This window comes from Pseudosulfitobacter pseudonitzschiae (genome assembly GCF_900129395.1).
GTDB lineage: Bacteria > Pseudomonadota > Alphaproteobacteria > Rhodobacterales > Rhodobacteraceae > Pseudosulfitobacter > Pseudosulfitobacter pseudonitzschiae.
In genome coordinates this window covers 875,553-901,615 of sequence record NZ_FQVP01000001.1, presented here as the reverse complement: position 1 = coordinate 901,615, position 26,063 = coordinate 875,553, and the positions used below count along the sequence as shown (strand labels likewise).

The window sequence follows — 26,063 nt, the reverse complement described above, 5'->3', positions numbered from 1 at the left end:
GTCCATCGCGGCGGGATCCTTGTGCTGCGCGAGCGGCATTTTTTCCATGGAGAATTGGAACATGAAAGACGTGAACGACCACCGCCGCGACCGGAAGGCTGCGGCCGCAAAAATGCAGGACTGTGCATCCGCCCTGTCCAAGCTGGAAGAGGGCAAGATTGCCGCTGACGCGCCAGAGATGATTGAAGCCGTCGCGGCCTTTGATGCGGCGCAATTGGCGTTTGAGACCGCTTCCAAAGCACTTGATCGCGCCGAGGCAGTCGAGGCTGCGAATGCGGCAACGGTGCAGTCCGATCTGGACACACCACCGGCTCCGTCCACCACACCTGCTGTGGCCAAGAACCCCGAAGACAAAGGCCTCGGCTTTGCCTTCATGGTGCACGCTCTGGCCAACAGCAAAGGCGACAAGGACCGCGCTGTCGCTCGTCTTGACAAGGACGGACACAGCGGCATGTCGGCTGCCTTGTCTGGCGCCAGCGACAGTGCGGGCGGTGTGACCATTCCGCAGGCGCAGGCCGCTGAGGTCATCGAGCTGCTGCGTCCGCGTGTGACGGTCATCAACTCGGGTGCGCGGATCATCGACATGCCCGCAGGTGAAGTGCGCAATGCGCGTCAGGCCACCAGTGCGACGGCCAACTACGGGGCCGAGAACCACGTCACCCAAGAAAGCGAGCTGTCCTTCGACAAGGTGGACCAGAACTTCAAAACCCTGCGTACATTGGTGCCGGTTGGCAATGCGCTGCTGCGCCACAGCGGCACCAACGTGATGCAGCTGGTGCGGGACGACATGTTGGACGTGATGGGCCTTCGTAAGGACCTGGCATTCCTGCGTGGCGACGGCACTGGCGACACGCCCAAAGGTCTGGGCGGCTGGGTGCTGGCCGGGCAAACGCAATCGGCTGTTGCCAAGACAGCGGCTGCGGTCGAGGCGGCACTGCGCAAGATGGTGTCCACGGTGCAGGATGCAAATGTTGCGATGATCTCCTGCGGTTGGATCATGCGTGCTTCCACACGTAACTTTCTGGCCAGCCTGCGCGAACCGAACCACGGCTCCTATCTGTTTCCGTCTATCGACCAGAGCAACACTCTGCTGGGCTATCCGATCAAGACCACATCGCAGCTGCCGGACAACCTCGGTGTCGGCGGCGACGAGACCGAAGTGTTCTTTGCGGACTTCAACGACTGCATGGTCGGCGACAGCATGAAACTGGTGATCTCCTCGTCCACCGAGGCGGCCTACGTCGACACCAGCGGCGACACGGTCTCGGCCTACCAGAACGATCTGACCTTGATGCGCGCGATCGAGGAGCACGACTTCGCACCGCGCCATGACGTGGCGATCTCCAAGCTGACCGGCGTGGCCTGGTCTCTCTAGGCCGCACCACCTGACCTGTGACTGACATGAGCGGACGGGGTGTGCCCCGTCCGCCCTTTACGCAATCCGATCTGAAAAGGACGATCCGATGACCAAAACAATCCTGAAGTTCTTCAAGGCGCATGGCCCTTACGTGAAAGGCGATATCGCGGGCTTTGATCCCGTGAAGGCCGCGAAGCTGAAATCCGTGGCGCGGCCCTATGACGCCGAAGCCGAAAAGAACCTGGCAACGGTGACCTTGAATATGGACACCACAGAAGTGCAGGCGATGATCGCCGATGCCGAAGCTGAGTTTGCCAGTAAGGCGGCGGACCTTGAGGCGCGTGAGGCCGCGCTGGCAGCCCGTGAGGCTGCGCTTGAAAGCAAGCCCGAGGACACCACGGACACGACGACCCCAGCGCCCACGCCCGCGCCGGACGATGCCAAGGCCAAAAAGGCGGGCAAGGGTGAGCCTCCCGTCCAGGGTGGCGCTGACGCTGCGGCCAATAAGTAAGGCTCACGCGCATGAAAAACCTGACCACGGCGGCCCTGGGGCCGGTCACCAAGGCCGAGTTCAAGCGTGCGATCCACATGCTTGAGATCGAAACGGATGATGATGATCTGATCGACGGTCTGATCGCGTCGGCGACCGCCGTGGTCGATACTGCAACCGCGCATCCGATGGTGGCGGCTGATTTTGAATTTGATGTGCCGGTCGGATGTTGGCGGCGCTGGTGGTTTCCGGTGCGGCCGGTCAACTCCGTGTCCAAAGTCGAATGGCAGGATGCGGATGGTGTCTGGCAGGGCGCGGGCCCGGGCGCGGCGCAACTGCTCCGCCCGCATGATGAGCCGCAATTGGTGGTGCCTGCGGATCTCGCGGCCTCTCTGCGGACGGCACAGGCCGTGCGTGTGACCGCCAATGCGGGCGGCGCACCCACCCAGCAACACCGGCAGGCGGTGATCATGATGGTCAAGGAATGGCGGGACGCTGGCATTGCCTTGGACGGTGTTGTGCCTGCCGAGCTTTCGTTTCCCATTCGCGCGCTGATCAAGCAGGTGCGGTATCGTCGTCCTGAGGTGGTCTGCTGATGGCGCAGGCATTGAAGCTGGACAGCCGCATAAGCTTTCGCACATCGGAAAAGACTGATGACGGCCTGACTGAGGTGGATGGGTTCGGCGAACCTGGTCCTGAGGTCTGGGCGGGCAAGGTCGATGTGAGCGACGCCGAGCGCCTGCGCGCGGGGCAGGTGTCCTCGACGCTGACCCGACGCTTTGTGGTGGCCTCGATGGCACTGACGCGCGCTGTCACGCCCAAGGACCGGCTGGTCTATGATGGCGTCGATTACGAGATATACAGCATCAAGGAAATCGGCATCCGCTGGCGGTTGGAAATTACCGCCGGTGCGGAGAGGGTTGATCCATGAGCGCGTCGTTCAAGGTGAGCGGGCTCAAGGATCTGGAAAAAGCGCTCGACCAACTGAGCAGGTCGGCGGGCAAGGGTGTGTTGCGCCGGTCGCTGAAATCAGCCGCCATGCCTATGGCTGCCCTGGCGAACGCCAATGCGCCGCGAGGTGAGACCGGCGATTATGCCAATTCCTTTGTCTACTCGACCAAGCTGACAAAACGGCAGGCGGGGCAGCATCGCAAGATGTTCCAGAGCGACCGCGCGGCGGTCGAGGGCTTTGTCGGCACTGCGGATCCAGCTGGCGTTCAGCAGGAATTTGGCAACGACCGGCATGGGCCGCAGCCTGCGTTGCGCCCCGCGTGGGACCAGGATCGCACCGCGATGCTGGAACGGTTGAGCCGCGACCTTTGGGCAGAACTGGACAAGAGCCTTCAGCGTGCAGCGCGCAAGGCCGCGAGAGGATAGGTCATGGAAGAACTGATCCGCGCCCTGCTGAAGGCAGACGTGACCGTGATGGCGCGTGCGAACGGCAACGTAAACTTCGGATCACACCCGCAGGGAACGCCGTGGCCGGGGGTGGTGCTTTACACTGTGGGGGATGCCGGGAGCTACACACTGCAGGGATCCAGCGGTCTCTCGAAAGCTCGCGTGCAGGCCAACTGCATTGCACCGAGCTATTCCGCCGCAAAACAGCTTTCCCGTGCCGTGCGTGACGCCCTGAGCGGTCATGCATCCGCCGGGCTGCAAGGTGTCTTTCACGTGGGCACGCGTGATGGCCGCGAGGGTGGCACCAATGAGGCCACAAGGCCCCATCTGGTGTCGCTGGATTTTATCGTCACTTACAACAACTAGGAGGCTCATATGAGCAATCAAATCATCGCCTACGGGGCGACTGTCGAACGGTCGACCAATGGCACGACGTGGCAGAACATTCCTGAATGCAAAGGCGTGGCGATCCCCGTGGTGGAAACGGATTACCGCGATGTGACCAGCCTGGATAGCCCGAACGGTTTTCGCGAGTACATCAAGGGGCTGAAGGACGCCGGTGTGATCTCGCTGCCCTGTGGTTATACCGCTGACGGGTACGAGCAGCAGATCGCGGATCAGGAAGCACCGCAACCGATCTATTACCGCACAACGCTGAAGGCTGCACCGAACCAGTCCACAGGCGATGTGTTCACTTTCAGGGGTTTTCCAACGCCAAAGGTTGAACCCGGCGATGTGGAAGGCGAGATCAACATGACCGTCGACATCCGCACCACCGGCGATGTCACATGGGCGAAAGGCGCAGCAGCATGAGCGCGCGTCGCGGGGCGATCCCTTTCGAGGTCGATGGCACGACCTTCCAAATGCGGTTCTCTGTCAATGCGATGCTCGCCTATGAAGACAAGTTCGGCGAGAACTTTGTCGGCGCATTGCGCGAGATGGAAGACAAGGACGTGCCGGACTTCAAGCGGCTGCGCGGTCTGTTCTGGGCCGGTGTTGGTCCTGATCAAATCTCCGTCGAAGAGGCGGGCGAGCTGATTTCGGATGTGGGGTTTTCGGGCGCAGTTGCCTTGATCACCCAGGCCGCTCAAGCTGCCTTTCCCGAAGCCGTGGCGGACAAGGCAGACGACCAGGGAAACGCGGCGGCGGGGGGCAAGCCCCGCGAAAAGGCAAAAGCCTCGACCTGATTGACGCGCTTCAGGCCAGTTGGCTTGAAGCGGATCAGGATTACGATCGGTTCTGGCGGCTGACCCCGCGTGAGATTGTCATGATCTTGCGCGCAACGGTCGCCAGAATTGAAAACGAGCACGAACTGGCACGGGTGCGGAATTTCGAGTTGGCAGGCCTTGTCGCCTTCGCCTTTCACGAGCCGAAAAAGCTCCCGAAATATTCCAAAACTAACAGCAAATCAGCGGTTCCCGATGAAGTGGCGCAGGCGCAAGTGCGTGCGTTCTTCATCGCGATGGCAGGAAGGACAGCATAATGGGGCAATCGGTGATCGGCGCGCTGCGCGTCAACCTCGGGCTGGATAGTGCAAAGTTCGAAAAAGGTGCCGGTGCGGCGGACAGGTCGCTTCAGAAAATGAAGCTGCAGTTTGCGGCTGTGGCCGGTGCGGCTGCGGCGTTCGGAGCAGCCTTGTCGACGGCTGCACTGGCCGGGGCAAAGCAGATCGATGAAGCCGCTAAGGCCGCGCGGCGTCTCGACAGCTCGATCGGGGGCTTTCGGGCGTTGGAACTGTCTGCGGGCGAGGCGGGTGTGAGCCTTTCGGGGCTGACAAACGACATCCAGACCATGAACCGCGAGCTGGCCAGTGTCGGCGTGTCCGGCAACGGCAAGCGTGCACTGGAAGCATTGGGGCTGGAGCTGTCGGATCTGCAAGGCATCGATGCCGACGAAAAGCTGGCCGTGATTGCTGACCGGGTAAAGGCTCTGGGCCTGTCCTCTGGCAAGACCACGGCGATCCTGCGCGATCTCGGTGTGCGCAACCGGGAAATGGCTCTGTTGGTCCTGCAGGGTGGTGATGCGATCCGGAACGCGCGCGCCGATATCAAGGCTTACGGGCTTGAGGTCAGCAAGTTTGACGCCAGCGCAATCGAGACGGCGAACGATCAGATCGGGCGGCTTGGGCTTATCGGGCAGTATGCGGGTCAGCAACTGGCGATTGCGCTTGTGCCAACACTTGGCGCGCTGGCCCAGACGATGACCGACAGCCTGAAGGAAGGCGGTTTGCTGCGGGCGATGATCGATGGCTTCACGCAGAACCTGAGCGCCTTCGCAGGCGTGGCCGCGGTGGCATCGACCGCTTTTGGGGTCCGTTATGTCGGAGCATTGGTGCTGGCAAAAGTTGCAACATTCTCACTGAGTGGTGCAGTGATCGCGCTGCGGGGCGCGTTAGTTTCTACCGGAATTGGTGCCGTGGTAGTTGCGGCGGGTGTCCTGGTCGGAAAATTCGCGGATCTGGTCGCCTCGACAGGGGGCTTTGGCAATGCACTGACATTGCTTGGCGAGGTTGCGGCGGGCGTCTGGGACGGGATCACGATCAGTGCGGGCGCGATCCCTCCTGCGCTCAATTCGGTGTGGAAACTTGTCCAGTCCGGATTTTTTGAAATGATGTCACATATTCAAGAAAACTGGTCGAGGTTTCTCGGAAACCTGGGGCAGGATCTTGCTGAAGTGCCTGGCCTCGGTAAGGCGGCTGATGCCGTTCTACAAGCCTCCGGGGCGTCGTCCGCGGCGATGTCGGAATTCAACGCGATGGCGCAATCGGCGGCGAACAGCGCGGCTGCGCTTAAAGCCGAAGCGGGCGCGCTAGCAACCGAAGGATTTGATCGGGCGCGTGAGGCGGCCGCCAAACTTTCTACGGTTGTCGAGGAAACGGGCGAGACGACTGATAGCCTGAACGAAGTGCTGGATGAGACCGGCGCAGCAGGTGGCAAGGCGGCCAAGGGTGCCAAGAAGGCTTCCAAAGCACTGAGCGAGGCCGAGAAGGAAGCCAAGCGGCTGCGCGAAGAAATGCAGCGCCCTCTGGTGAACGCGATCGGTGGTGTCGCTGATGCCTTTGGTGATTTCGTGTCGCGCGGCTTCAAGGACTTCAAGGGCTTTGCCAAATCCATTGTCGGCGGGTTCCAGCAGATGATTTCGCAGATGATTGGTCTGGCGGCCCGCAACCGGATTATGCTCTCGATGGGTCTTACGGGCGGTGGCGCAGGGGCTGCAGTGGCGGGTGTGCCTGGGCTGGGGCAGGTCGGAGGCATCTTTGGCGGAGCTGGTGGCGGTGGCGGACTGCTGGGGGGCTTGGGTGGCATCGGCAGCGCGCTTACGGGCGGCTTCATGAACTCGATCGGTTCGCTCTTCAGCGGTGGCATCGGCGGCATGTTTGGCAGCATTGGTGCGCAACTGGGCACCGCTTTTGCAACCGGCACCGGCACAGCTATCGCGGGCGCCATCGGCGCGATCGCAGCACCGCTGCTGGCAGTGGCAGCGGTGTTCTCGTTCTTCAAAAAGAAGGTAACCGAACTGGATGCAGGCCTGCGGATCACGGTCGATGGCATGGATGCGCTGGTCGAGACGTTCCGGACGATCGAGACAAAGCGGTTTTGGGGTTTAAGCAAGAAGGTCGGGACGTCCTACAGTGAGGCGGCTGACGACGTGGCAGCACCTCTGCAGAAAGCCATTGGCGACATCGGCAAAAGCATCATGGAGATGGGCACATACCTGGGCTTTGATGCGGAAAACATCGATCTCGCCAGCTTCCAGTTCAAGATTTCGACCAAGGGCAAGACCGAGGAAGAGATCCAGAAGGCCATCGCCGACGAAATGGAACGGCTGTCGGATGTCTTTGCAGATGCGATGGTCGGCAGCTTTGATGAAATCATCACCACCACGACCAACATTCTCGGCGGTGATGGTCTGTCAGGCCTGTTCGGCAAGTTCCTGAACCGCGAGACCACCGAGACGATCAGCCATGTGAATGAAGAGTTCGAGGCGCTGAAGCGGGTGGGCGAGGGGTCGTTTGACACGCTGCAGCGCATCGTGACCAGCTTGCAGGCGGTCAATCCAATGATGGATGCGCTGGGGTTGCAGCTTTATGATCTGTCGCTGGTGGGGGGTGATGCGGCGAGTAGCTTTGTCGATCTCTTTGGCAGCCTTCAGGATTTTGGCACCATCACCGGTGCCTATTATCAGGAATTCTACACCGCCCAGGAACGCACGGCCAAGGCCACGCAGCGGTTGACCAAGGAACTGTCAGATCTCGGGATCAATACCTTGCCGGGCAGCCGCGCGGCCTTCCGTGCGTTGGTCGATGAGGCAGACAGCCTGGGCGACACAGAACTGGTGGCCGCGCTCATCAAGCTGTCACCGGCTTTTGCCGAGATCACGGCAGTGTCGGATGCCTTGAGTGAAAGCCTCGCGAACAACGCGCTGTTCAAAACCAAGGCCGATGAAATCTATGCCCGAACCGCAGGCGGTTATCTCGCCAGCATCGAGGACATCCAGACGGCGGCGGGCAGCGAGATGACCGATCTTCTGCGCGAAGTGGTCAGAGCCATCCGCGAGGGTGATGTGAACAGCGCGCGGCTGACCAACCAGCTCTTCAACCTGCAACGCCGTGCCACACTGGAGCCAGACGCATGAAGATCATCCTGCCGGTGCCGGTCACCGATCTGACGCTGACAGCTGCAAACGTGACCGAGAACGATCATGCGGTCTGGTCAGCCATCACGACCTATGCGCGCGGCGACTATGTGATCAGCCTGGTCACGCACACCGTCTACAGATCTCTGCTGAGTGACAACATCGGGCACGATCCCGATCTTGAGGTGGCCGCTCTTGCGGACCCGCTCGTCGATAATCCCGATCCTGTTTACTGGCAGATCATCGGGGCCACGAACCTCTGGCGAATATTTGATGGAAAGCCGTCGCAGCCTGCGGTGCAGGCGGGATCGATCAGCTTCGAGGTCACGCCGGGGGTGTTTATCGGCGGCATCGCGGGCTTCGGAATCTCGGCCAACACGGTGCAGGTGCAGGTCTATGCGGGACCTGACATGATCTATGACAATACGGTCGAGATGAACGACGAAAGCGCGGTGACGGACTGGCTGGCCTATTTTGTCGAGCCTTATCGTCCGCTCGAGGACTTTGTGCTGACCGATCTACCGGTCCTGGGCACGCCGCGCATCGTGGCCACGCTGACCGGATCGCAGGTCTCGGTGGGGCAAATCGTGATGGGCTACGTCTCCCAGCTGGGGATCACACCGCAAGAGGGGGTAGGCTTCTCGGGGCTGGACTTCAGCTATGTGCAGACGGACGATTTTGGCAACCTCGACACGGTAAAGCGCGAGGCCACGCGGTTGTCCGATTTTGCGGTGACTGTGCCGCGCAGCAGCCTCGCGTCGATCACGCGCATCCTCAGGGGTTTGCGCGGCGGCGAACCGGCTGTGTGGATCGCAAGCGAAACCAGCGCCTTTGCGGCAATCAACTACGGGTTCTACCGCGGCTACCGAACGGTCTGCGTCGGGGCCGACCACGCGGAAATCTCAATCGAAGTACAAGGAATCGTATAATGGCTGCACCAACGCCCCCTGTGGTCCCGCTGCCCGCGCTGCGCAGTGATCCTGCCACCTTCAAAGACCGTGCTGAGGACAATATCGTCTTCTTCCAGCCCCTGGTCGAATACATGGCCGAGGTCTGTGGCTTCACCGAGGAAAAGGCCGCCGAAGCTCTGGCGGCTGCGCTGGCGGGCGATCTGCCCAACATCAGCGGAAAGGATGGGCGGGTACTCTACATCACAGGCGGAGGCTTGGGCTTCAAGCTCGTGCAGACCGGGGTGCATGACGACACCACCAATGCGTTGATGCCGGTGGGGGCGTTCGGGCTTGGACAGAAAGGGTCGACCACGACCGCCACGCTGAATGGGACGACAAGGACCGGTTTCTACAACTACGGCGCCACCGATCCTGATCGACCGGCCACCATCACGACGGGTGGGTCGTTCATTGCTGTGCGCTACGCCACCAACTGGATTTCCCAGATCATTTTTGCTCCGAATGCCAACTTGGTTTATTACCGCTTTTCCACTGACAACGGGGTTACCTGGTCAGCCTGGACGCGGATCATGCTGGCGACTGATATTGCCACGTTCGGACAGGCGATTGGCGGGACAAACACCGAAGTCTTGATGACCCCCCAGCGCACCAAGCAGGCCATTGATGCCCTTAGCCCCATCAAGGCCCATGTGTATTTTGATGGCGCAGGCAGCAGCCCAAGCTGGATCAAGGACAGCAAGGGCATATCGAGTGTCACGGACCTTGGCGTCGGCAGCTACCAGATCAACCTCTCTGCGCCGATGTCCAGCATCTGGTACAATGTCCTGGCATCCTGTCGGTCTGAGGCGGCAGGTTACTTTGTGACACCCCACACCGCCGGTGGGGTTCTCTTCACATCCCGCCCCCCGACTGTGAACGATTTTACCATCGCCATCACCGACCGGACGAACAATCCCCGTGACTCGGGCATTATCAGCGTAATCGTAGTGGAGTCAGACCTATGACCGATAAGTGCATCATTTACCAAACAGACACCGGCGGGGTGGCGGTTATCACTCCGTTGGAATGTGGCCTCACCCTGGAGCAGATTGCTCTAAAAGATGTGCCTGAGGGCAAACCCTTCAAAATTGTGGACGCCACCGACGTTCCAACGGATCGCGCCGTCCGTGACTTTTGGGCTGTGGACGAGGCCGATCTTACAGACGGCATTGGCGCGCCCATCGGCTCTGTCTTCGTCCCGCAGCCTGTTGCGGTTGAACCAGAAGGGGAGAGCCAAGAATGAGCCTTATCAAGAATACGGAGTTCACCTCCGCGATGGCGCTGGCGCAGGCCCGTGCAGCGGCGTCGTTGACCCGCCGGGAATTCTGCATTTGGCTGGACGAGGCGGGCGTACTGGATGGCGACGACGTTCTGAGCGCGGCAAAGGGAGAATGGCCGGTCGCGATGGACGCCTTTCTCGAAACCCTCTCGGCCGAGGGCGCGCGGCGCGTGAAACTGGAGTGGGCCGCTGCCACCGACATCCATCGAAACAACGACTTCATCGATCTGTTGATCTGGTGGCTCGATCTGGATCCTGTCGCGGTTGATGCGGCATTCGGGATCGAGGCGGGTGGCGCATGACCGAAGAGCGCAGGGGCTTTTCCGTTCAAGAGCTGCTAAAGCTGGTGGGGTTGATCGGTACTGTGGTGGCAATGCTGTTTGGCGGCATGACCTGGGCCTTCCTAAAATGGTCTGAGTGGCGCGAGGTGCCGTCGCGACTGCTGGCCGTCGAGACGCGGCTGGCGGCTTTGCCGGACAAGCTGTCGCCCAACATCCTCGACTTCAAGGGGATCGGCCTGGTCACGCAAAAGCAGATCCACCGGGGCGGCACTTTGACGGTGGTCTATGTAGTGCGCCGTAGCATCGATTGCGAAACCACGGTGCGCGTCCAGTTCTTCGATCACGACAAGAACCTGACCGTCTACGCCTACGACATGCCGGCCGTCCGGGCACCGGTGTCGAGCGGCTTCAGCTCGTTCGCTGCGCGCGTGCGTATCCCGTCGGACCTGCCTCCTGGAACATACAGCTATTGGCCGGTCATCATCCCGTCTGCCTGCGGCGTCTACGGCCCAACCACGCCGCCGATGTCCCAGGCCTTCGAGGTCGCGCTCTAGGCCGCCTCTGACCACTCCGAAAATTCAACAAAAATGCCCCGCCTGCGGGGTTTCAAGCATTGGAGAGACCATGCACATCGTCAACAACTGGAAGCAACTGTTCCGGACCTATTCGGTCTGGAGCATGATCCTGGGGTTCATCGCCTTTATCGGTGGGGAACTGCTCTATGCCGTGTGGGGCATCGAGGCCGACCCTTACCCGCTCGGGCTGGCCGCCTTGGTGTTCTTCATCGCCGGATTCGTGGGCCGGTTCATCAAGCAGGATGTGGGTAGCGCGCCGGTGCGCCGCACGCTCTTCATTGTGGCCTTTGGCTTTGGCGTGATCATGCTGGTCAAGTCACTGGGCGGGGCCGTCTATGAAAACAGCGTTCTGCCTGAAGCGGCGCCGGTGTCTGAAGAACAAGCCGTATGGCAACCGGCACGGGTTACGCTGGCAATGGCCGACAAGCCTTTGGTGCCCAAGGGTGCCATCGCGTCAGGCTTGGCCTCTGACGCCGAGTTCCTGCGGGTTGCAATCCCGTTTGTGGCAAAGTGGGAGGGGCTGCGGCTGGTCGCCTACCGCGACATCGTGGGGGTCTGGACGATCTGTTTTGGTGAAACCAAGGGTGTGAAGGCGGGCGACGTGTACACACAGGCCGAATGCGAGGCCATGCTGGCGCGCGAGCTGATCAGCTACCGCAGGCAGATGCACCGATACTTTACGCCCGAGACCTTGCGCATCCGGCTGCCAGTCTACCGCGACACGGCCTACACCGATCTCGGGTACAACGTGGGGATCGGGGCGGCTGGCACATCAACCGCGGTGCGCCGCCTGAATGCGGGACTGATCGCCGAAAGCTGCGAGGCGATCACCTGGTACAAAAAGGCTGGTGGCCGCGTTGTTCGCGGGCTGGTTATCCGGCGCGGTGGTGACTTCGATTACTGCATGAAGGGTCTGGTCGCGTGATGCGCGTCGCCGCGGCCGCCGCCGCTCTCTTGCTCATTGTCTTCCTGGTCTACCGGCAGGGCGGTGAAGACCGTGTGCGCGATCAGCGTGAAGACACCCTGCAACGCTCAAAGGACATCTCAGATGCTGTCAAAGATAGTGATGCTGCCCCTGATTGGCGTGACCAGCTGCGCGATCGGCACCAGTGACGCGGCCTTTTGCGGCCCTGAGTACACCGGCGCCATCGAGCGGTTGGCCGAGGCGCTGCCTGATCCGTTGACGCCTGATGCCGTGGGGCGTGCAGGGACAGCCGTCGTGCGGGGGCATGACGCGGGGTGTGGGTGAGGCAAGCGGTGTAGCTTGACAGAATCAACTTAAAAGTTTCATCATCACTGAATAAGCTACCTGAATCTTCCCTATTTCCCGACCGTTCATTCGGTCGGGTTTTTTTGTGCGTGACGACATTTGGCAGTTGTTCTACATCTGTTCCGGTTTCACCGGAGGGCGGCATGGTCATTGCGGATCTGCAGGTAGGTCTATCGCTGGTTGTTTATTGCAAGACCCCACGCTGCGACGGGCGTTTGTGGCTTAACCGCGATGACGCGATTGCGCGGTTCGGCGCAGACTTGCCTTTGTCCACGATCCGCGAGCGTGCTCGGTGCACCAGTTGTCGATCCGTTGGTGCGGACACGATTGTTCAGTATGCGGGTTGGACTGGGGTGGCTTAACCGCTAAGCGCCTTCATCGCGACTTGCTGAGCAGCAATGACCCACAGCAATGCCACAGCTGCCCAAAAGACCCAGATGCGGCGAAATCTTCTTTTGGGCTGTGGTTTATGTCGATCAAAATCCGAAGATTTTCCATCGATAACATTTGGCATAATCTCCTCCCCAAGATTTAGACCGTTGACAACAGCAACTACCATAACTCAATTTTTGTTGATTCGATATATCTCCACAAAGCGCTGGCATAAGTTCGCGAATAGCCACCGCTGGTGCGTGCGCATTCAGGGACACCTGAATATGCTGGAGGACAGTGGTATGTGTTTCCCCAAAATGACGTCTTAATCTGCTATTTTACGGAGGACTGTCCAGTTGCGCGGTCGGTACAAGTGATGCCGCTTTCGGCGGACTGGAATACACGGGCACCATCGAGCGGTTGGCCGAGGTGCTTCCCGATCCGTTGACGCCTGATGCAGTAGGGCGGGCTGGGGCTGCCGTGGTTCGGGCGCATGATGCGGGCTGTGCTAAACTAACTTCGAGTTGGTTCTGACGCTGCCGACTGGTGGCCTGATGCGAGCGCTTTGATACGTGCAGCGCGGAGGGGACAACGTCATGCCTTCTTAGTTCCAAATCGCTTCGCTGAGTTCATAAGCTTGACACAAACTGGAATTCAGCCGTGTTATGTTGGTATTTTTACGTCAAGCAATTGGGAGGATACCGCAGATGACTGGATTTGATCAATTTAGGCAACTGCAAGAGCGAAAGCGGGCAGCGGCACGAGAAAAATTTGATGCGGCAAATTCTGCTCTCGTTGGGTGCCAATTGGACTGGGCCGAGAACGAGGACAAGCTAACTCTGACGATCTATGGCAAGCTGACCTTGAGAGACCTTTGCGCTATCATCGAGTTCAAAGCAAAGATGGACAAGCGTCCTGTTGCTAGCCGACCGAAATAGCCAAGGTTAGGTGAAGCGGCAATCCACAATGTGATCCAGTCCACCAGATCACTCGGCCGCTTTTGCAGGGCAGGCACCATAACTTAGCTCCATCAATGATGTCTGATGGAGACTGTAGGGACCCTTCCCAATGAATAAAAAAGTTTGAAGTGATTTATTCTAAGTGGCGTTTCGACGCCTGAACAAATCGAACATAGCTTGCTTCATGGTGCGTTGTTCCGGCTCGGCAGTCAGCTCAAAGTAAACGCGGGCCTCATCGATAAACCCATACATCTCGATGTACTTGATCAAAGCTCGCTCAAGCATCTTTGTTCGATTCGCTTCAGTCATGTTGTCCTCCGTTGAGGACGCTAATCTTCATGAAAATCGTTATCAAAAGATTAACGATTTAGGAGACATCGCCACTTTAAGTGCTGCTATCTGCGTCAGGGAACCGACTTCGCATCTGGTTCGGATTCCATTTTGGGTAGACAGATCCACGGAATACATGAATTTGTGATGCCCTCGACTTCACCTTGAGGAAGGCTCACTTGGTCTGGGTGAAAGTCTGGGACTCGTCTTCCAAAACCACCCCAGACGTTCCCGATTTTTCCCACCACGTATATCGAAAATATGGTATGAGATAACAAGTCCGGGAGGCTTAAGTATCTTGATTTTATGGTATTTTTTTGGAATTATATTTGGAGCGGGTAACGAGAATCGAACTCGTAACTAAAGCTTGGGAAGCTGCCGTGATACCTTTTCACCATACCCGCCGCAGGCTGGACAGATAACGGGTGGCCTTGGGGGCGTCAATCGCGATTTATGAAAGGTTGGACATGACCGAAGACGAGGCCGCAGCATTGGCCGATGATTTGATCCAGGGCTATCCGGGGGGCAAGCCTGCGGTTCTGTACATGCAGGGGATGCGCGATCTGATGGGGGCGGATGCAGATGCCTATGCCGCCTTCGAGGACCGCTTTGCCGAGCTGACGGGCTATCGTGCCACTGCGCCTGACCCCGTGGCGGTCTCGGTCCTTCCCAAGCCTGCGCGTCTGTCAGAGGAGGAAATGCGCGAGGCTGTTCAGGCGGCTGTGGCGGATGCGTTTTCCGCGCCCTTTGATGGCACCAAACGGCGCATGAAAACGCTGATCGACCGTGCGCGCGGCAACTGCGCCCATATGGATGCGCCGCACAAGATGGTGCGCGACGCCATTGCCGAGGAAGAGCGCGCGCTGTGGGAAGCGTGGAACGACTGATCAGACCCGCGCGGTGATCAGGTTGATGCGGGCAGGCACGCGCACGCCGGTGTCCGTGTCATAGGCCGAAAACGCCTGTGCGATGCCGTCGCGGATTGCAGTGCGGTCGGCGTCGGTGGCGTTGAAATCGCGCATGATGCCCACCGCCGGGCCGATATGGCAGCTTTGCTCGGCCAGCGCGTCGAGCGTGTCCAGTGCGCCCAGACGCAGATCCACCGGTGTCACCGTTGCGTTCAGGCCGGCGGCGCCCAGCAGGCGGGTCACGCGGTCCGCATCCTCAAAAGCAAAGGGGCCGGGCAGGGTGCGGTCCACCTTTGGCGGGGTGCCCAGGCGGCCGCTGGCCACGCGGGCGGGGTCCATGAACCACGGGTTCAGATGCGCAGGCCCCCAGGCCGCCATGACCATACGCCCACCGGGCCGCAGGGCGCGGGCGAGGTTGGCAAAGGCGGCGGTCGTATCGGCAAAGAACATCACGCCAAAACGCGAGATCAGAGCATCGGCCTTGCCCTTGGCAAAGACATGGGTCTGGGCATCGGCTTGAGTCAGCGTGACCTGCGGCAGGTCCGCGGTGCGCTTGGCCGCCAGTTCCAGCAGGACCGGCGAGATGTCATAGCCATGAACGGCGCCCTGCGATCCCACAGCCTGTGCCGCCCGCAGGGTAGCCGCCCCGGTGCCACAGCCGATGTCCAGCACCGTCTCACCGGCTTGCAAGGCCGCGTGTTCCAGGACCGCGTCCAGAACCGGCGCCATGATCGTATCCAGCCCGCGCTGGTGCCTGACCCAGTTACGCCCGGATTCGGACGCCCAGAATTCTGCCTGAGCCGAATTGTCGCTCATCCGCGTCTGCGCCTGCGGCGCCCTCCATCCGTCTTGTCGCCGCCGCCGGTGTTGAAAGTGGCCGTGGGCAGATGGACGATGGAATTCAGGATCGGGAACGGCTCGACCGAATTGGGCATCGCGCTGGCGTTCACGAAATGCTCTTGAAAGCGGGGTTCGATGGCGGTTTCAACCTTGTGGATCGCGCGCACGGTTTCCTCGATCTCCATCCGGGCCTCGCGGTTCAGCAGGGCAATGCGCGCGCCGGTGCCTGCGGCGTTGCCGGCCGATGTGACCTTGTCCAGGGGCGCATCGGGGATCATGCCCAGCACCATGGCGTGTTTCGGCGAGATATGCGCGCCAAACGCACCGGCCAGCACGATGCGGTCCACCTTGTCGACGCCGAACTTGTCCATCAGCAGGCGCGCACCGGAATAGAGCGCCGCCTTGGCCATCTGGATTTCACGCACGTCGCGGTTGGTCACGGTGATGCGCGGGCCGCCCCGGTCGGTGGCGTCATAGACCAGGTAGGAATAGGTGCGCCCGTCCAGGATGCAGCGGTCTGTGCCGGTCTGTTCGGGGTTTCCGATCAGGCCGGGCGCGTCGACGATGCCCGCCATGCGCATTTCGGCCACCATCTCGATGATGCCCGAGCCGCAGATGCCGGTGACGCCGGAATCGGCGATGGCCTCGTCAAAACCGTCTTCGTCCGACCACAGCTCGCAGCCGATGACGCGGAAGCGCGGTTCCTTGGTGACGGGGTCGATCTCGACCCGCTCGATGGCACCGGGGGCGGCGCGCTGGCCGCTGCTGATTTGTGCGCCCTCGAAGGCGGGGCCGGTGGGCGAGGAACAGGCCAGCACCTTTTCGCGGTTGCCCAGCAGGATTTCCGCGTTGGTGCCCACGTCGACCACCAGAACCAGGTCTTCGGACTTGTCCGGTGCCTCTGACAGGGCGACGGCGGCGGCATCCGCGCCCACGTGGCCCGCGATGCAGGGCAACAGATAGACCCGTGCCGAGGGGTGGATGTTCAGGTGCAGGTCGTCCGCTCGCAGCCGCAGCGCGTTGGATGTGGCCAGCGCAAAGGGCGCCTGACCCAGCTCGAACGGATCGATGCCCAGGAACAGGTGGTGCATCACCGGGTTGCAGACAAAGACCGCGTCCACGATCAGCGCCTTGTCGATATGCGCCTCGGTGCTGATCTGGGTGAACAGCGCGTTCATGCCCTCGCGCACGGCGGCGGTCATTTCCTGCGCGCCGTTGGCGTTCATCATCGAATAGCTGACGCGGCTCATCAGGTCTTCGCCAAAGCGGATCTGCGGGTTCATGATACCGGACGAGGCCACGACCAACCCCGATTGCAGGTCGCACAGGTGGGCGGCGATGGTGGTCGAGCCCAGATCGACGGCCAGCCCGTACACCGACCCTTCGTAGTAACCGGGCCAGATGTGCATGATGCGCGGCGCGTTTTCGCGGTCGCCCAGATGGACGGCGACGGTGACCTTCCAGTCGCCCTTGCGCAGGATCGGCTGCATGGTTTGCAGGATGTGCAGGTCGGCGTGCACGTTCTCCAACGCCCATTGTTCGCGCAGGGCGTCGCGCAGCCGTTCCAGATCGCCCGAGGGGTCATGCATGTCGGGTTGCTGAACCTCGACGTAATACAGTTTGGTCGACGGGTTCATGGTGATGTCGCGCGCCTCGGCGCGTTTGCGCACGACCTGTTTGTGAACCTGGCTTTCGGGGGGCACGTCGATCACGACATCACCCTGCACCATGGCCTGACAGCCCAAGCGGCGGCCATCCAGCATGCCACGTTTGGATTTATAGCGTTCCTCGACGCTGTTCCATTCGCTGAGCGCGTCGGCGTGCACGGTGACGCCGTGTTTCGAAAACTGGCCATAGCCGGGGCTGATCTGGCATTTGCTGCAAATCCCGCGCCCGCCGCAGACACTGTCCAGATCGACGCCCAACTGGCGTGCGGCGGTCAGGATCGGGGTGCCTTTGGGAAAGCGTCCGCGCTTGCCCGAGGGGGTGAAAACGACGAGGGGGTCTTGGGAGGGATCGGTGTTCATGAACATGCCTTGCCTGTCTGTTGTCGCGAACATAGGGGTTTGGCAGGGAAGCGAAAGGCATAGAGCGGCAAAAACCGGGTTGATGGCGTCATTTGGACGAGGCTGAGGGGATTGATCGCGCGATGGTTTGGGTGCGACCGGGGCCAGGCGCTGCCTGTTGTGCATTCTGTTTTGGGCCGGAGCCTTGGCGCTTTTGGGTTATTCCGCACCACGCGCATGAAAGACGAACCCCAGCAGGTTCAACAGCACCTGTGCCGCCAGCACCGTGGTCGATCCTGTCGGATCATAGTCCGGCGCCACCTCGACCAGATCAATGCCTACGATCTCGTCCCCCTGCGCCACGCCCTGCAACAGTTCCAACACCTCGTAATACAGAAAGCCGCCGTGGCTGGGCGTTCCTGTTCCGGGCGCAATCGACGGGCAAAAGGCGTCGATATCCAACGTGATGTAGATCCGTGCGCCGACTGGTATGCGGGCCAGCAACGCCTGCGTGCCCAGTTCGCGGGCCTGCCGCACCGAGATGATGTCCGATCCCATGGCGCGAGCGTCGGCATAGCCTTCGCGCGCGGTGGAGGACACGTTGCGGATGCCCACCTGTGTCAGCCCCGTCACATAGGGCTGTTCGGCGGCGCGGCGCATCGGATTGCCGTGGCCGTGGCGCACGCCGTGGCGTTCATCGACAAAATCCAGATGCGCGTCGATTTGCAGGATGTGAATATCGCCCTGATCGTCAAAGGCGCGGATGCACGGAATGTTGACCGAATGGTCGCCGCCGATCACCACGGGAAGGGCGCCGGCCCTGAGTGCTGCGCGCACGCCCGCCTCGATATTGGCGTGGCTGCCTTCGGTGTCGGTGTGGATGATGTCAGCGTCGCCCATATCCACGATGCGCACCGAGGCGGGCAGGTAGGTCACGTCGTCCTCGTGGTCATAGGCCCCTGCGTGGCCAAAGCTGAACAGCGTCGATGCCTCGCGCACGCCGCGCGGCCCGAACCGCGCACCGGCCCGCCATTGCGTGCCTGCATCAAAGGGCGCGCCCAGAATCGCCACGTCGGCCTCAAGCGCATTCCAATCCGGCTGATAGGGGCGCTTGCCAAAGGTCGAGATGCCGACAAAGGGCAGGTCCAGCCGTCCGCTGTCATATGAATTGGCCATGAGGGTGCTCCGGTTCGCGCTGTCCCGCGCAGGTTTACGCAGGCATAGCCGCCATGCAATCGGCCATTTGCCCTTTTCTTCCTGCCCATCCCGTGAAATAGGAAATTGCCAACCGTAACTCCGATGCGAGGTGTGACATGGAGATTCGCGAGGCTCTTACCTTTGATGATGTTTTGCTGGTTCCGGCTGCGTCCAGCGTGCTGCCCAGCACCGCTGACACGCGCACGTGGGTGACCCAGTCGATTGCAATGAACATTCCGCTGCTCAGCTCGGCGATGGACACAGTGACCGAAAGCCGCATGGCGATTGCCATGGCACAGGCGGGCGGGATCGGCGTGGTCCACCGCAATCTGGACATCGAGGCCCAGTCGAAAGAAGTGCGACGGGTCAAACGTTTCGAAAGCGGAATCGTCTACAACCCGATCACCCTGCGCGCCGATCAGACCCTGGCAGATGCCAAGGACCTGCAAGAACGCTACCGCGTGTCGGGTTTTCCGGTGGTGGACGAAACAGGCCGCGTCGTGGGGATCGTGACCAACCGCGACATGCGCTTTGCCAGTGATGACAACACGCCGGTGCGGGTGATGATGACTTCGGACAACCTGGCGATTTTGCAAGAGCCTGCCGACCGCGACGAGGCGATCAGCCTGATGAAGGCGCGCCGTATCGAAAAGCTTCTGGTGACCGACGGCAAGGGCAAGCTGACTGGCCTGCTGACGCTGAAGGATACGGAACAGGCCGTTCTGAACCCCACCGCCTGCAAGGACGAGCTGGGCCGTTTGCGGGTGGCTGCGGCCACCACCGTGGGCGACGCAGGCTTTGAGCGCTCGGAAGCGCTGATTGATGCGGGTGCCGACATGATCGTGATCGACACCGCACACGGACATTCCGAAGGCGTCGCCGAAGCTGTGCGCCGGGTCAAGCAACTGTCGAACAAGGTGCAGGTCGTGGCGGGCAACGTGGCCACGGGGGCCGCTGTGCGCGCGCTGATCGATGCGGGTGCCGACGCGGTCAAGGTGGGCATCGGCCCCGGGTCCATCTGCACCACACGCATGGTCGCCGGTGTCGGTGTGCCGCAACTGACCGCCATCATGGACTGCGCGGCGGCGGCAGGCGACGTGCCGATCATTGCCGACGGTGGCATCAAGTTCTCGGGCGATTTTGCCAAGGCGATTGCCGCAGGCGCATCCTGTGCCATGGTGGGCAGCATGGTTGCCGGCACGGACGAATCCCCCGGCGAGGTGATCCTGTACCAAGGCCGCAGCTTTAAAGGCTATCGCGGCATGGGATCGCTGGGCGCCATGGCCCGCGGCTCTGCCGACCGCTATTTCCAGAAGGACGCGGCGAGTGACAAGCTGGTGCCAGAAGGCATCGAAGGTCAGGTGCCCTACAAAGGCAGCGCCAACGCCGTGATCCACCAGCTGGTGGGCGGTTTGCGCGCGGCGATGGGCTATACCGGCTGCGCCACCGTGGCCGAGATGCGCAAGAACTGCACCTTTGTCAAAATCACCAACGCGGGTCTGTCGGAAAGCCATGTGCACGACGTACAGATCACCCGCGAAAGCCCCAACTACCGCGTGGGCTGAACATCTGCGCCGACCTCTTTGCAGGGTCGGCGCGCCCGAGCGATGCCGTTGGGGTGTTGCGCTGAATTCTAAAAATTGGATATATATTTCATGATCTTGATCGACACTCTTAACCTGAGGTGCCACCCATGACGCCCGGTGCGCGGGTCGCCGCGTCGATCGAGATCATCGACGATATCCTGGCCGGTCAGGCCGCCGAACAGGCGCTGACCCGATGGGCGCGGAGCAGCCGCTTTGCCGGGTCCAAGGACCGCGCCGCGGTGCGTGATCTGGTCTTTGCCGCCCTGCGCACCTGGCGCAGCGATGCGGTGCTGGGCGGCGGCGAAGACGGTCGTGCGCGCATGATCGGACGGCTGCGGGCCGAAGGCGCAGACATCGAGGCGCTGTTTGACGACGCAGGCCACGCGCCTGCGCCGCTGACAGAAGAGGAACACCAGGCAGGGGGCCCCCCGACCGAGATCGGCGACCGCTGGAACCTGCCCGAATGGCTGTTGCCACAATGGCAGGCTGCCTTGGGCGACGCTGCCGAAGTGACGGCACTGATCGCGCAGGACCGCGCGCCGATCACCCTGCGTGTGAACACCCGCCTGTGTTCGGTGGACGACGTGGTCTCGGCGCTGGAAAGCGAACAGGTGCTGGCCGAGGCCAACAGCCTCAGCCCCACCGCGTTGACCGTCCTGTCCAATCCGCGCCGCGTCCGCCAGTCGCAGGCCTATATCGACGGCTGGATCGAAATGCAGGACGCGGCGAGCCAAGCGGTTGTCGATGCGATTCCCGGTGGCACGCGCGCGCTGGATTATTGCGCCGGTGGCGGCGGCAAGGCGCTGGCGCTGGCCGCGCGCGGCTTTATCGTGTGGGCGCATGACATCGCACCGGGCCGCATGGCCGACATCCCCGACCGTGCCGAACGCGCCGCTGTTCAGATCCGCGTGGTGGCCCCCGATCAGCTGCCCGAAAAAGAAAAATTCGATGTGGTTCTGTGCGATGCGCCCTGTTCCGGCAGCGGAGCATGGCGGCGCAGTCCCGAAGGCAAATGGGCGCTGACCCAGGAACGTCTGGACGAGTTGAACAGCATTCAGGATGAAATTCTGGACACTGCCATGACCCATCTGGCGACCGGCGGCACGCTGGTTTACGTCACCTGTTCGGTTCTGAAATGCGAGAACGAGGATCGGGTTGCGGCGTTTCTGGAACGGCATTCCGGCTGGACGTGCGATCTGCAAAAACGTTGGGACATCAGTGCCGAGGGTGACGGGTTTTTCACCGCACACTTGACCCGGGCCTAGACGCCACTTACACAACCATAGGACGAAAGGCGGTGAGGCGCCGGTTTTCATCTGATATCTCGGGGCAGTTAATCTGCAGTTAATCCTTTTCGCGCGACACTCGCGGAGACGATTCGAGATTAAGGTGATGTTTTGCCGGACAGTGCACTGACCACGGGGCCTTTGGGGCGCATTTCGGAATTGGGTGTAACGCGTCTGCGGGCCTTGGTGATCGCGATCGCGCTGCTGGGCGTGATGGCCGTCATGGCGCCTGCAGGGGTGGTGCAACTGGGGCTTGCGGCATCTGCGACCACTGTGCTTGCCCTGTCGGGGATTATGCTTGGGATTAGTCACCGCCAGAAACGCCGCCGTAACATGGCCTTTGCCGTGATGTCCGACTTTATTGAAAAGGACGCGGCACTCAGCCTTGTGACCGATGCAGACGGGAAGATTCTGTCGATGAATGCGGCTGCGCGTGCGCGCTATGCCCGTGGGGCCGGTGACACGCTGGCGGCGGTGCTGCGCGATACATTTGCCAACCCCGGCGGCATTATCCACCGCCTGAAAACCACCGCCGACGCCGAAGGGGCGGCGCGCGAGGATATCGCGACCCGCAAGAACCACCTGCGCCTGGCGGTTCATGTCATGGGGTCGGACGCCTATTTGTGGCGTCTGGAAACCCTGGCTGAACGCGGCATGGCGCGCGGCCCGGATGGTCCGGGGTTGCCGATGCTGATGGTCGGCCGCTCCGGGGCGATCCTGTACATGAACGACGGCGCGCGGAGTTTGATCGGCCACCGGGCCAAGACGCTGGACCGCCTGTTCCCCGCCGGTCTGCCCGTCTCGGGCGAGGTGGCAGAGCTGTCGACGGAGGAGGGCACATTGCGGTGTCTGGTGACCGAAGTGGACAGCGGCGCGGGCCGGCGCGCGGTCTACCTGCTGCCGATGGCGCAAACGGCGCAAACGCCTGCGGACAGCTGGGGTGCGTTCGAGACATTGCCGGTGCCTCTGGTTCTGATCACCCCGGACGGTCGCGTACAAGCCCACAACCGGTCTGCGGCAGCGCTTGTCGGGTCCGGCATCGCAGAGGGTGTGCATGTTGGCGCGCTGATGGAAGGGCTGGGGCGGCCGATCACCGACTGGCTGGCGGAAACACTCGCGGGCAGGGCGGTTCAGCATTCTGAATTCCTGCGCCTGAAACGCCCGGACAAGGAAATGTTCGTTCAGGTCACCCTGAACCGTGTCACCGAAAACGGTATCGCCAGCGTGATCGCGGTTCTGACCGACGCGACCGAGCTGAAAACGCTTGAAGCGCAATTTGTGCAGAGCCAGAAGATGCAGGCCATCGGCCAGTTGGCGGGGGGCGTGGCACATGACTTCAACAACCTGCTGACCGCGATTTCAGGGCATTGCGACCTGTTGTTGTTGCGCCACGATCAGGGCGATTCCGATTATGGCGATCTTGTACAGATCAACCAGAACGCCAATCGGGCGGCGGCATTGGTGGGGCAGCTGTTGGCCTTTTCGCGCAAGCAGACCCTGCGGCCCGAAATGCTGGACATGCGCGACACGCTGTCGGATCTGACCCATCTGTTGAACCGCCTCGTGGGGGAAAAGGTGACGCTGACGCTGAGCCACGATCCGCTGTTGCAGTCCATCCGGGCAGACAAGCGCCAGTTGGAACAGGTGTTGATGAACCTCGTGGTCAACGCACGCGATGCGATGCCGGACGGGGGCGAGATCCGCATCGAAACCGAATGCACGACCCTGACAAAGCCCATGCAACGTGACCGTGTGACAGTGCCGGAAGGGCAATATGTGACCGTGCGCGTGGTCGATCAGGGGACAGGCATTGCACCTGACAAGCTGCAAAAGGTCTTTGAACCGTTTTTCACCACGAAACGCACCGGGGAGGGTACTGGCTTGGGCTTGTCGACAGCCTATGGTATCGTGAAGCAGACTGGCGGGTTCATCTTTGTCGACAGCACCGAAGGCAAGGGCACATGTTTCTCGTTGTTGTTCCCCGTGCTGGAAGGCGCATCCATGCCCGCAGTTAAAGCCACCGTACCAGCGACCTTGCAGGCGCCAAGCCATGGCGACGGCGTGATCCTGCTGGTCGAAGACGAAGCACCGGTGCGCGCCTTTGCCAGCCGTGCGCTGCGATTGCGCGGCTATACGGTGCTGGAAGCAGACTGTGCCGAGGCGGCGTTGAAAACGCTGGAAGACACGGAGCTGAACGTGGACCTGTTTGTCACGGATGTGGTCATGCCGGGCAAGGACGGTCCCAGCTGGGTGCGCGAGGCATTGAAATCACGACCTGAAGTGCGGGTGGTTTTTGTGTCGGGCTATGCCGAGGACCGGCTGAACAACGACCAGGCGGCAATTCCGAATTCGGTCTTCCTGCCCAAGCCGTTTTCGCTGAACGAACTGACCGAGACGGTGCACAAGCAATTGCACTGACGTGGGTCAGGCGATGCTTTCGTAAAGGTCGAATTCTTCTGCGAACTTGCGCCGGAACCGCCCCGCGATTTCAGGCGAGAGGTTCAGCGGCATTTCGGGGGATACGTTTTCGCGGGCCAGGTTCAGGGTCACATCCAGCCGCTCTGACAAAAACGCCTGCAAGCGCGGCTGATCCTCGTAGCGGAACAGATGGGTCACGCCGACCCCGTTGGGCTGTGCTTCGAGAAACTTGAACTGGCTGCCCACATCGGCAAAGCCCGGTTTCTTGCCTTTCATATAGGCCAGCACAAAGTCGTCAAAGCTGATCCCGTGGGTCGCATTGGGTTTGCCTGCCATGAACGGGCGCTGGCGATAGCGCCACCACGAACCCAGCCAGCTGATCGGCTCGCGCATCACCGCCATCACGTCCAGTTCAGTGTCGCAGACTTTCAGAAACATGGGACGCACGAAGCGATTGTAGCGGTAAACCGGAGCATGTTTCAGCATCGGCGGTTCCGAAATCACCATGTCCGCCCGCGGTCGCAGCGCGCTTTCGTATGCAGTGGTTCCGGTTTTGGGGACCGACAAAAAGGCCAGACGTTCCTTAAAGAAAACAAGCATTTACACGGACACCCCTGTGCGCATTTTTCAAATCTCAAACCGTTCACCACTCTTTAACAATTATTGCGACAAAGTGGGACTGCAAAATTTCGATTGAAATGTTCTCATTTTGTCCGCATATAGAACACAATAGGAACATCGGCGCAGCACAGGCAACGATTGCCGCCCCCTTCGGGGTATGACACTAAGGGACGATAACAATGGCAACGGCAGATCTTTTGACAATGGACAGCAAGAAGAACGCGGACAAACAAAAGGCGCTGGACAGTGCGCTGGCACAGATCGAACGGCAATTCGGCAAGGGGTCGATCATGAAGCTGGGCGCAGAAGGCGCCGTTCAGGATATCACGGCCAGCTCGACCGGCTCGCTGGGTCTGGACATCGCATTGGGCATTGGCGGGTTGCCGATGGGCCGCATCATCGAGATCTATGGCCCTGAATCCTCGGGCAAAACCACGCTGACCCTGCACTGTATCGCGGAACAGCAAAAGGCGGGCGGCGTCTGCGCCTTTGTTGATGCGGAACACGCGCTGGACCCGCAATATGCCCGGAAACTGGGCGTGGACATCGACGAGCTGCTGATTTCGCAACCCGACACCGGCGAACAGGCGCTGGAAATCACCGATACGCTGGTGCGCTCGGGCGCGGTCAACATGGTGGTGGTCGATTCGGTTGCGGCACTAACGCCCAAGTCCGAGCTTGAGGGCGATATGGGCGACAGCAGCGTCGGCGTTCAGGCCCGTTTGATGAGCCAGGCCATGCGCAAGCTGACCGGTTCGATCAGCCGCTCCAACTGCATGGTGATCTTTATCAACCAGATCCGGATGAAAATCGGCGTGATGTTCGGCTCGCCCGAAACCACCACCGGTGGCAATGCGCTGAAATTCTATTCCTCCGTGCGTCTGGACATTCGCCGCATCGGCGCGCTCAAGGACCGCGACGAGGTCGTCGGCAACGCCACCCGCGTCAAAGTCGTCAAGAACAAGGTCGCCTCGCCGTTCAAACAGGTAGAGTTCGACATCATGTACGGCGAAGGCATTTCGAAAATGGGCGAATTGCTGGATCTGGGTGTGAAAGCAGGCGTTGTGGAGAAATCCGGTGCCTGGTTCAGCTATGGCGACGAACGCATGGGGCAGGGGCGCGAGAACTCGAAACAGTTCCTCAAGGACAACCCGTCCGTTGCGATCGACATTGAGGACAAGATCCGCGCTGCACATGGGTTGGATTTCAACGCCCACCCCGGCGACAAGGACGACGACCTGCTCGAAGGTTAACCTCTCTGAACCTTATGATTTAAAGCAAGGCGCGCCAAATGGTGCGCCTTGT

Annotated in this window: 29 protein-coding genes and 1 tRNA gene; 23 read left to right on the top strand and 7 right to left on the bottom strand. The window is 61.0% G+C overall.

Annotated elements, in window-relative coordinates:
• Positions 1-61: 61 nt before the first annotated feature.
• The 17 genes from BUC08_RS04390 (at position 62) to BUC08_RS04310 (ending at position 12,214) form a co-directional block, all read left to right on the top strand.
• Positions 62-1,375, top strand: a complete 1,314-nt coding sequence (locus tag BUC08_RS04390; protein ID WP_037920217.1) for a phage major capsid protein — start codon at positions 62-64, stop codon at positions 1,373-1,375.
• 88 nt (positions 1,376-1,463) lie between these two features.
• On the top strand, positions 1,464-1,868 hold the full coding sequence (locus BUC08_RS04385) for a hypothetical protein (RefSeq protein ID WP_037920221.1): 405 nt from the start codon (positions 1,464-1,466) through the stop codon (positions 1,866-1,868).
• 11 nt (positions 1,869-1,879) lie between these two features.
• A complete protein-coding gene (locus tag BUC08_RS04380; RefSeq protein WP_037920224.1) occupies positions 1,880-2,443 on the top strand; it encodes a hypothetical protein in 564 nt (187 codons plus the stop codon).
• A complete protein-coding gene (locus tag BUC08_RS04375) occupies positions 2,443-2,778 on the top strand; it encodes a phage head closure protein (protein WP_037915382.1) in 336 nt (111 codons plus the stop codon). Before BUC08_RS04380 ends, BUC08_RS04375 begins: the two co-directional genes overlap by 1 nt.
• Positions 2,775-3,224, top strand: a complete 450-nt coding sequence (locus tag BUC08_RS04370) for an HK97 gp10 family phage protein (protein ID WP_037920227.1) — start codon at positions 2,775-2,777, stop codon at positions 3,222-3,224. Before BUC08_RS04375 ends, BUC08_RS04370 begins: the two co-directional genes overlap by 4 nt.
• Positions 3,225-3,227: 3 nt before the next feature.
• Positions 3,228-3,611, top strand: coding sequence for a DUF3168 domain-containing protein (locus BUC08_RS04365; RefSeq protein ID WP_037920229.1), 384 nt, complete (start codon positions 3,228-3,230; stop codon positions 3,609-3,611).
• A 9-nt stretch (positions 3,612-3,620) separates the two neighbouring features.
• Positions 3,621-4,058, top strand: coding sequence for a phage tail protein (locus BUC08_RS04360; RefSeq protein WP_037920231.1), 438 nt, complete (start codon positions 3,621-3,623; stop codon positions 4,056-4,058).
• A complete protein-coding gene (locus tag BUC08_RS04355) occupies positions 4,055-4,432 on the top strand; it encodes a hypothetical protein (RefSeq protein ID WP_037920233.1) in 378 nt (125 codons plus the stop codon). Before BUC08_RS04360 ends, BUC08_RS04355 begins: the two co-directional genes overlap by 4 nt.
• An 80-nt stretch (positions 4,433-4,512) precedes the next feature.
• Positions 4,513-4,728 (top strand): hypothetical protein, encoded by a 216-nt coding sequence (locus tag BUC08_RS04350; protein WP_037920235.1) that lies wholly within the window; start codon positions 4,513-4,515, stop codon positions 4,726-4,728.
• Entirely contained in the window at positions 4,728-7,880 is a 3,153-nt protein-coding gene (locus tag BUC08_RS04345; protein WP_051693755.1) for a phage tail tape measure C-terminal domain-containing protein, read from the top strand. The genes BUC08_RS04350 and BUC08_RS04345 overlap by 1 nt, the downstream gene beginning before the upstream one ends.
• Positions 7,877-8,809 (top strand): hypothetical protein, encoded by a 933-nt coding sequence (locus BUC08_RS04340; protein ID WP_037920237.1) that lies wholly within the window; start codon positions 7,877-7,879, stop codon positions 8,807-8,809. Before BUC08_RS04345 ends, BUC08_RS04340 begins: the two co-directional genes overlap by 4 nt.
• Positions 8,809-9,795, top strand: coding sequence for a pyocin knob domain-containing protein (locus BUC08_RS04335; RefSeq protein ID WP_037920239.1), 987 nt, complete (start codon positions 8,809-8,811; stop codon positions 9,793-9,795). The genes BUC08_RS04340 and BUC08_RS04335 overlap by 1 nt, the downstream gene beginning before the upstream one ends.
• The gene (locus BUC08_RS04330) at positions 9,792-10,073 is read left to right on the top strand and encodes a hypothetical protein (RefSeq protein WP_037920241.1); all 282 of its coding nucleotides are present in this window, start codon (positions 9,792-9,794) and stop codon (positions 10,071-10,073) included. Before BUC08_RS04335 ends, BUC08_RS04330 begins: the two co-directional genes overlap by 4 nt.
• Positions 10,070-10,411 (top strand): hypothetical protein, encoded by a 342-nt coding sequence (locus BUC08_RS04325; protein WP_037920242.1) that lies wholly within the window; start codon positions 10,070-10,072, stop codon positions 10,409-10,411. Before BUC08_RS04330 ends, BUC08_RS04325 begins: the two co-directional genes overlap by 4 nt.
• Complete coding sequence (locus BUC08_RS04320) at positions 10,408-10,944, top strand: hypothetical protein (protein ID WP_037920245.1); 537 nt, start codon at positions 10,408-10,410, stop codon at positions 10,942-10,944. Before BUC08_RS04325 ends, BUC08_RS04320 begins: the two co-directional genes overlap by 4 nt.
• A 70-nt stretch (positions 10,945-11,014) precedes the next feature.
• Positions 11,015-11,890 (top strand): lysozyme, encoded by an 876-nt coding sequence (locus BUC08_RS04315; RefSeq protein ID WP_037920248.1) that lies wholly within the window; start codon positions 11,015-11,017, stop codon positions 11,888-11,890.
• 123 nt (positions 11,891-12,013) lie between these two features.
• Positions 12,014-12,214 carry a hypothetical protein gene (locus BUC08_RS04310; RefSeq protein WP_037920251.1) on the top strand — a complete coding sequence of 67 codons (201 nt, stop codon included), beginning with the start codon at positions 12,014-12,016 and terminating at the stop codon, positions 12,212-12,214.
• A 379-nt stretch (positions 12,215-12,593) separates the two neighbouring features.
• Here the strand turns inward: BUC08_RS04310 and BUC08_RS24550 are convergent, their stop codons facing one another.
• Entirely contained in the window at positions 12,594-12,749 is a 156-nt protein-coding gene (locus BUC08_RS24550; protein WP_156024879.1) for a hypothetical protein, read from the bottom strand.
• A 565-nt stretch (positions 12,750-13,314) separates the two neighbouring features.
• Here BUC08_RS24550 and BUC08_RS04305 point away from each other — a divergent pair.
• Positions 13,315-13,545, top strand: coding sequence for a hypothetical protein (locus BUC08_RS04305; RefSeq protein WP_037920253.1), 231 nt, complete (start codon positions 13,315-13,317; stop codon positions 13,543-13,545).
• 159 nt (positions 13,546-13,704) lie between these two features.
• On the opposite strand, the gene BUC08_RS24545 is transcribed toward BUC08_RS04305, so the two are convergent.
• Both BUC08_RS24545 and BUC08_RS04300 read right to left on the bottom strand, forming a co-directional pair.
• Positions 13,705-13,875: a hypothetical protein gene (locus tag BUC08_RS24545; protein ID WP_156024880.1), complete on the bottom strand. Its 171-nt coding sequence runs from the start codon at positions 13,873-13,875 to the stop codon at positions 13,705-13,707.
• Positions 13,876-14,226: 351 nt separating this feature from the next.
• Positions 14,227-14,300 (bottom strand) — tRNA-Gly (locus tag BUC08_RS04300).
• Positions 14,301-14,363: 63 nt separating this feature from the next.
• Here BUC08_RS04300 and BUC08_RS04295 point away from each other — a divergent pair.
• The gene (locus BUC08_RS04295; protein WP_037920255.1) at positions 14,364-14,783 is read left to right on the top strand and encodes a hypothetical protein; all 420 of its coding nucleotides are present in this window, start codon (positions 14,364-14,366) and stop codon (positions 14,781-14,783) included.
• Here the strand turns inward: BUC08_RS04295 and BUC08_RS04290 are convergent, their stop codons facing one another.
• The 3 genes from BUC08_RS04290 to speB form a co-directional block, all read right to left on the bottom strand.
• Positions 14,784-15,620, bottom strand: coding sequence for a class I SAM-dependent methyltransferase (locus BUC08_RS04290; RefSeq protein ID WP_037920257.1), 837 nt, complete (start codon positions 15,618-15,620; stop codon positions 14,784-14,786).
• On the bottom strand, positions 15,617-17,671 hold the full coding sequence (locus BUC08_RS04285; protein ID WP_051693937.1) for an ASKHA domain-containing protein: 2,055 nt from the start codon (positions 17,669-17,671) through the stop codon (positions 15,617-15,619). The genes BUC08_RS04290 and BUC08_RS04285 overlap by 4 nt, the downstream gene beginning before the upstream one ends.
• Before the next feature lie 198 nt (positions 17,672-17,869).
• The gene (speB, locus tag BUC08_RS04280) at positions 17,870-18,826 is read right to left on the bottom strand and encodes an agmatinase (RefSeq protein WP_037920261.1); all 957 of its coding nucleotides are present in this window, start codon (positions 18,824-18,826) and stop codon (positions 17,870-17,872) included.
• Between the two features lie 137 nt (positions 18,827-18,963).
• On the opposite strand from speB, the gene guaB reads away from it, so the two are divergent.
• The 3 genes from guaB (at position 18,964) to BUC08_RS04265 (ending at position 24,137) form a co-directional block, all read left to right on the top strand.
• On the top strand, positions 18,964-20,412 hold the full coding sequence (guaB, locus tag BUC08_RS04275; protein WP_028956644.1) for an IMP dehydrogenase: 1,449 nt from the start codon (positions 18,964-18,966) through the stop codon (positions 20,410-20,412).
• Between the two features lie 128 nt (positions 20,413-20,540).
• Positions 20,541-21,698: an RsmB/NOP family class I SAM-dependent RNA methyltransferase gene (locus tag BUC08_RS04270; protein WP_037920264.1), complete on the top strand. Its 1,158-nt coding sequence runs from the start codon at positions 20,541-20,543 to the stop codon at positions 21,696-21,698.
• Between the two features lie 234 nt (positions 21,699-21,932).
• On the top strand, positions 21,933-24,137 hold the full coding sequence (locus BUC08_RS04265) for a hybrid sensor histidine kinase/response regulator (protein WP_081855304.1): 2,205 nt from the start codon (positions 21,933-21,935) through the stop codon (positions 24,135-24,137).
• Positions 24,138-24,143: 6 nt separating this feature from the next.
• Here BUC08_RS04265 and BUC08_RS04260 read toward each other — a convergent pair whose 3' ends face one another.
• On the bottom strand, positions 24,144-24,737 hold the full coding sequence (locus BUC08_RS04260; protein ID WP_037920268.1) for a hypothetical protein: 594 nt from the start codon (positions 24,735-24,737) through the stop codon (positions 24,144-24,146).
• A gap of 200 nt (positions 24,738-24,937) precedes the next feature.
• Here BUC08_RS04260 and recA point away from each other — a divergent pair, with 200 nt between their 5' ends.
• Positions 24,938-26,011 (top strand): recombinase RecA, encoded by a 1,074-nt coding sequence (gene recA / locus BUC08_RS04255; protein WP_037920271.1) that lies wholly within the window; start codon positions 24,938-24,940, stop codon positions 26,009-26,011.
• Positions 26,012-26,063 lie beyond the last annotated feature (52 nt).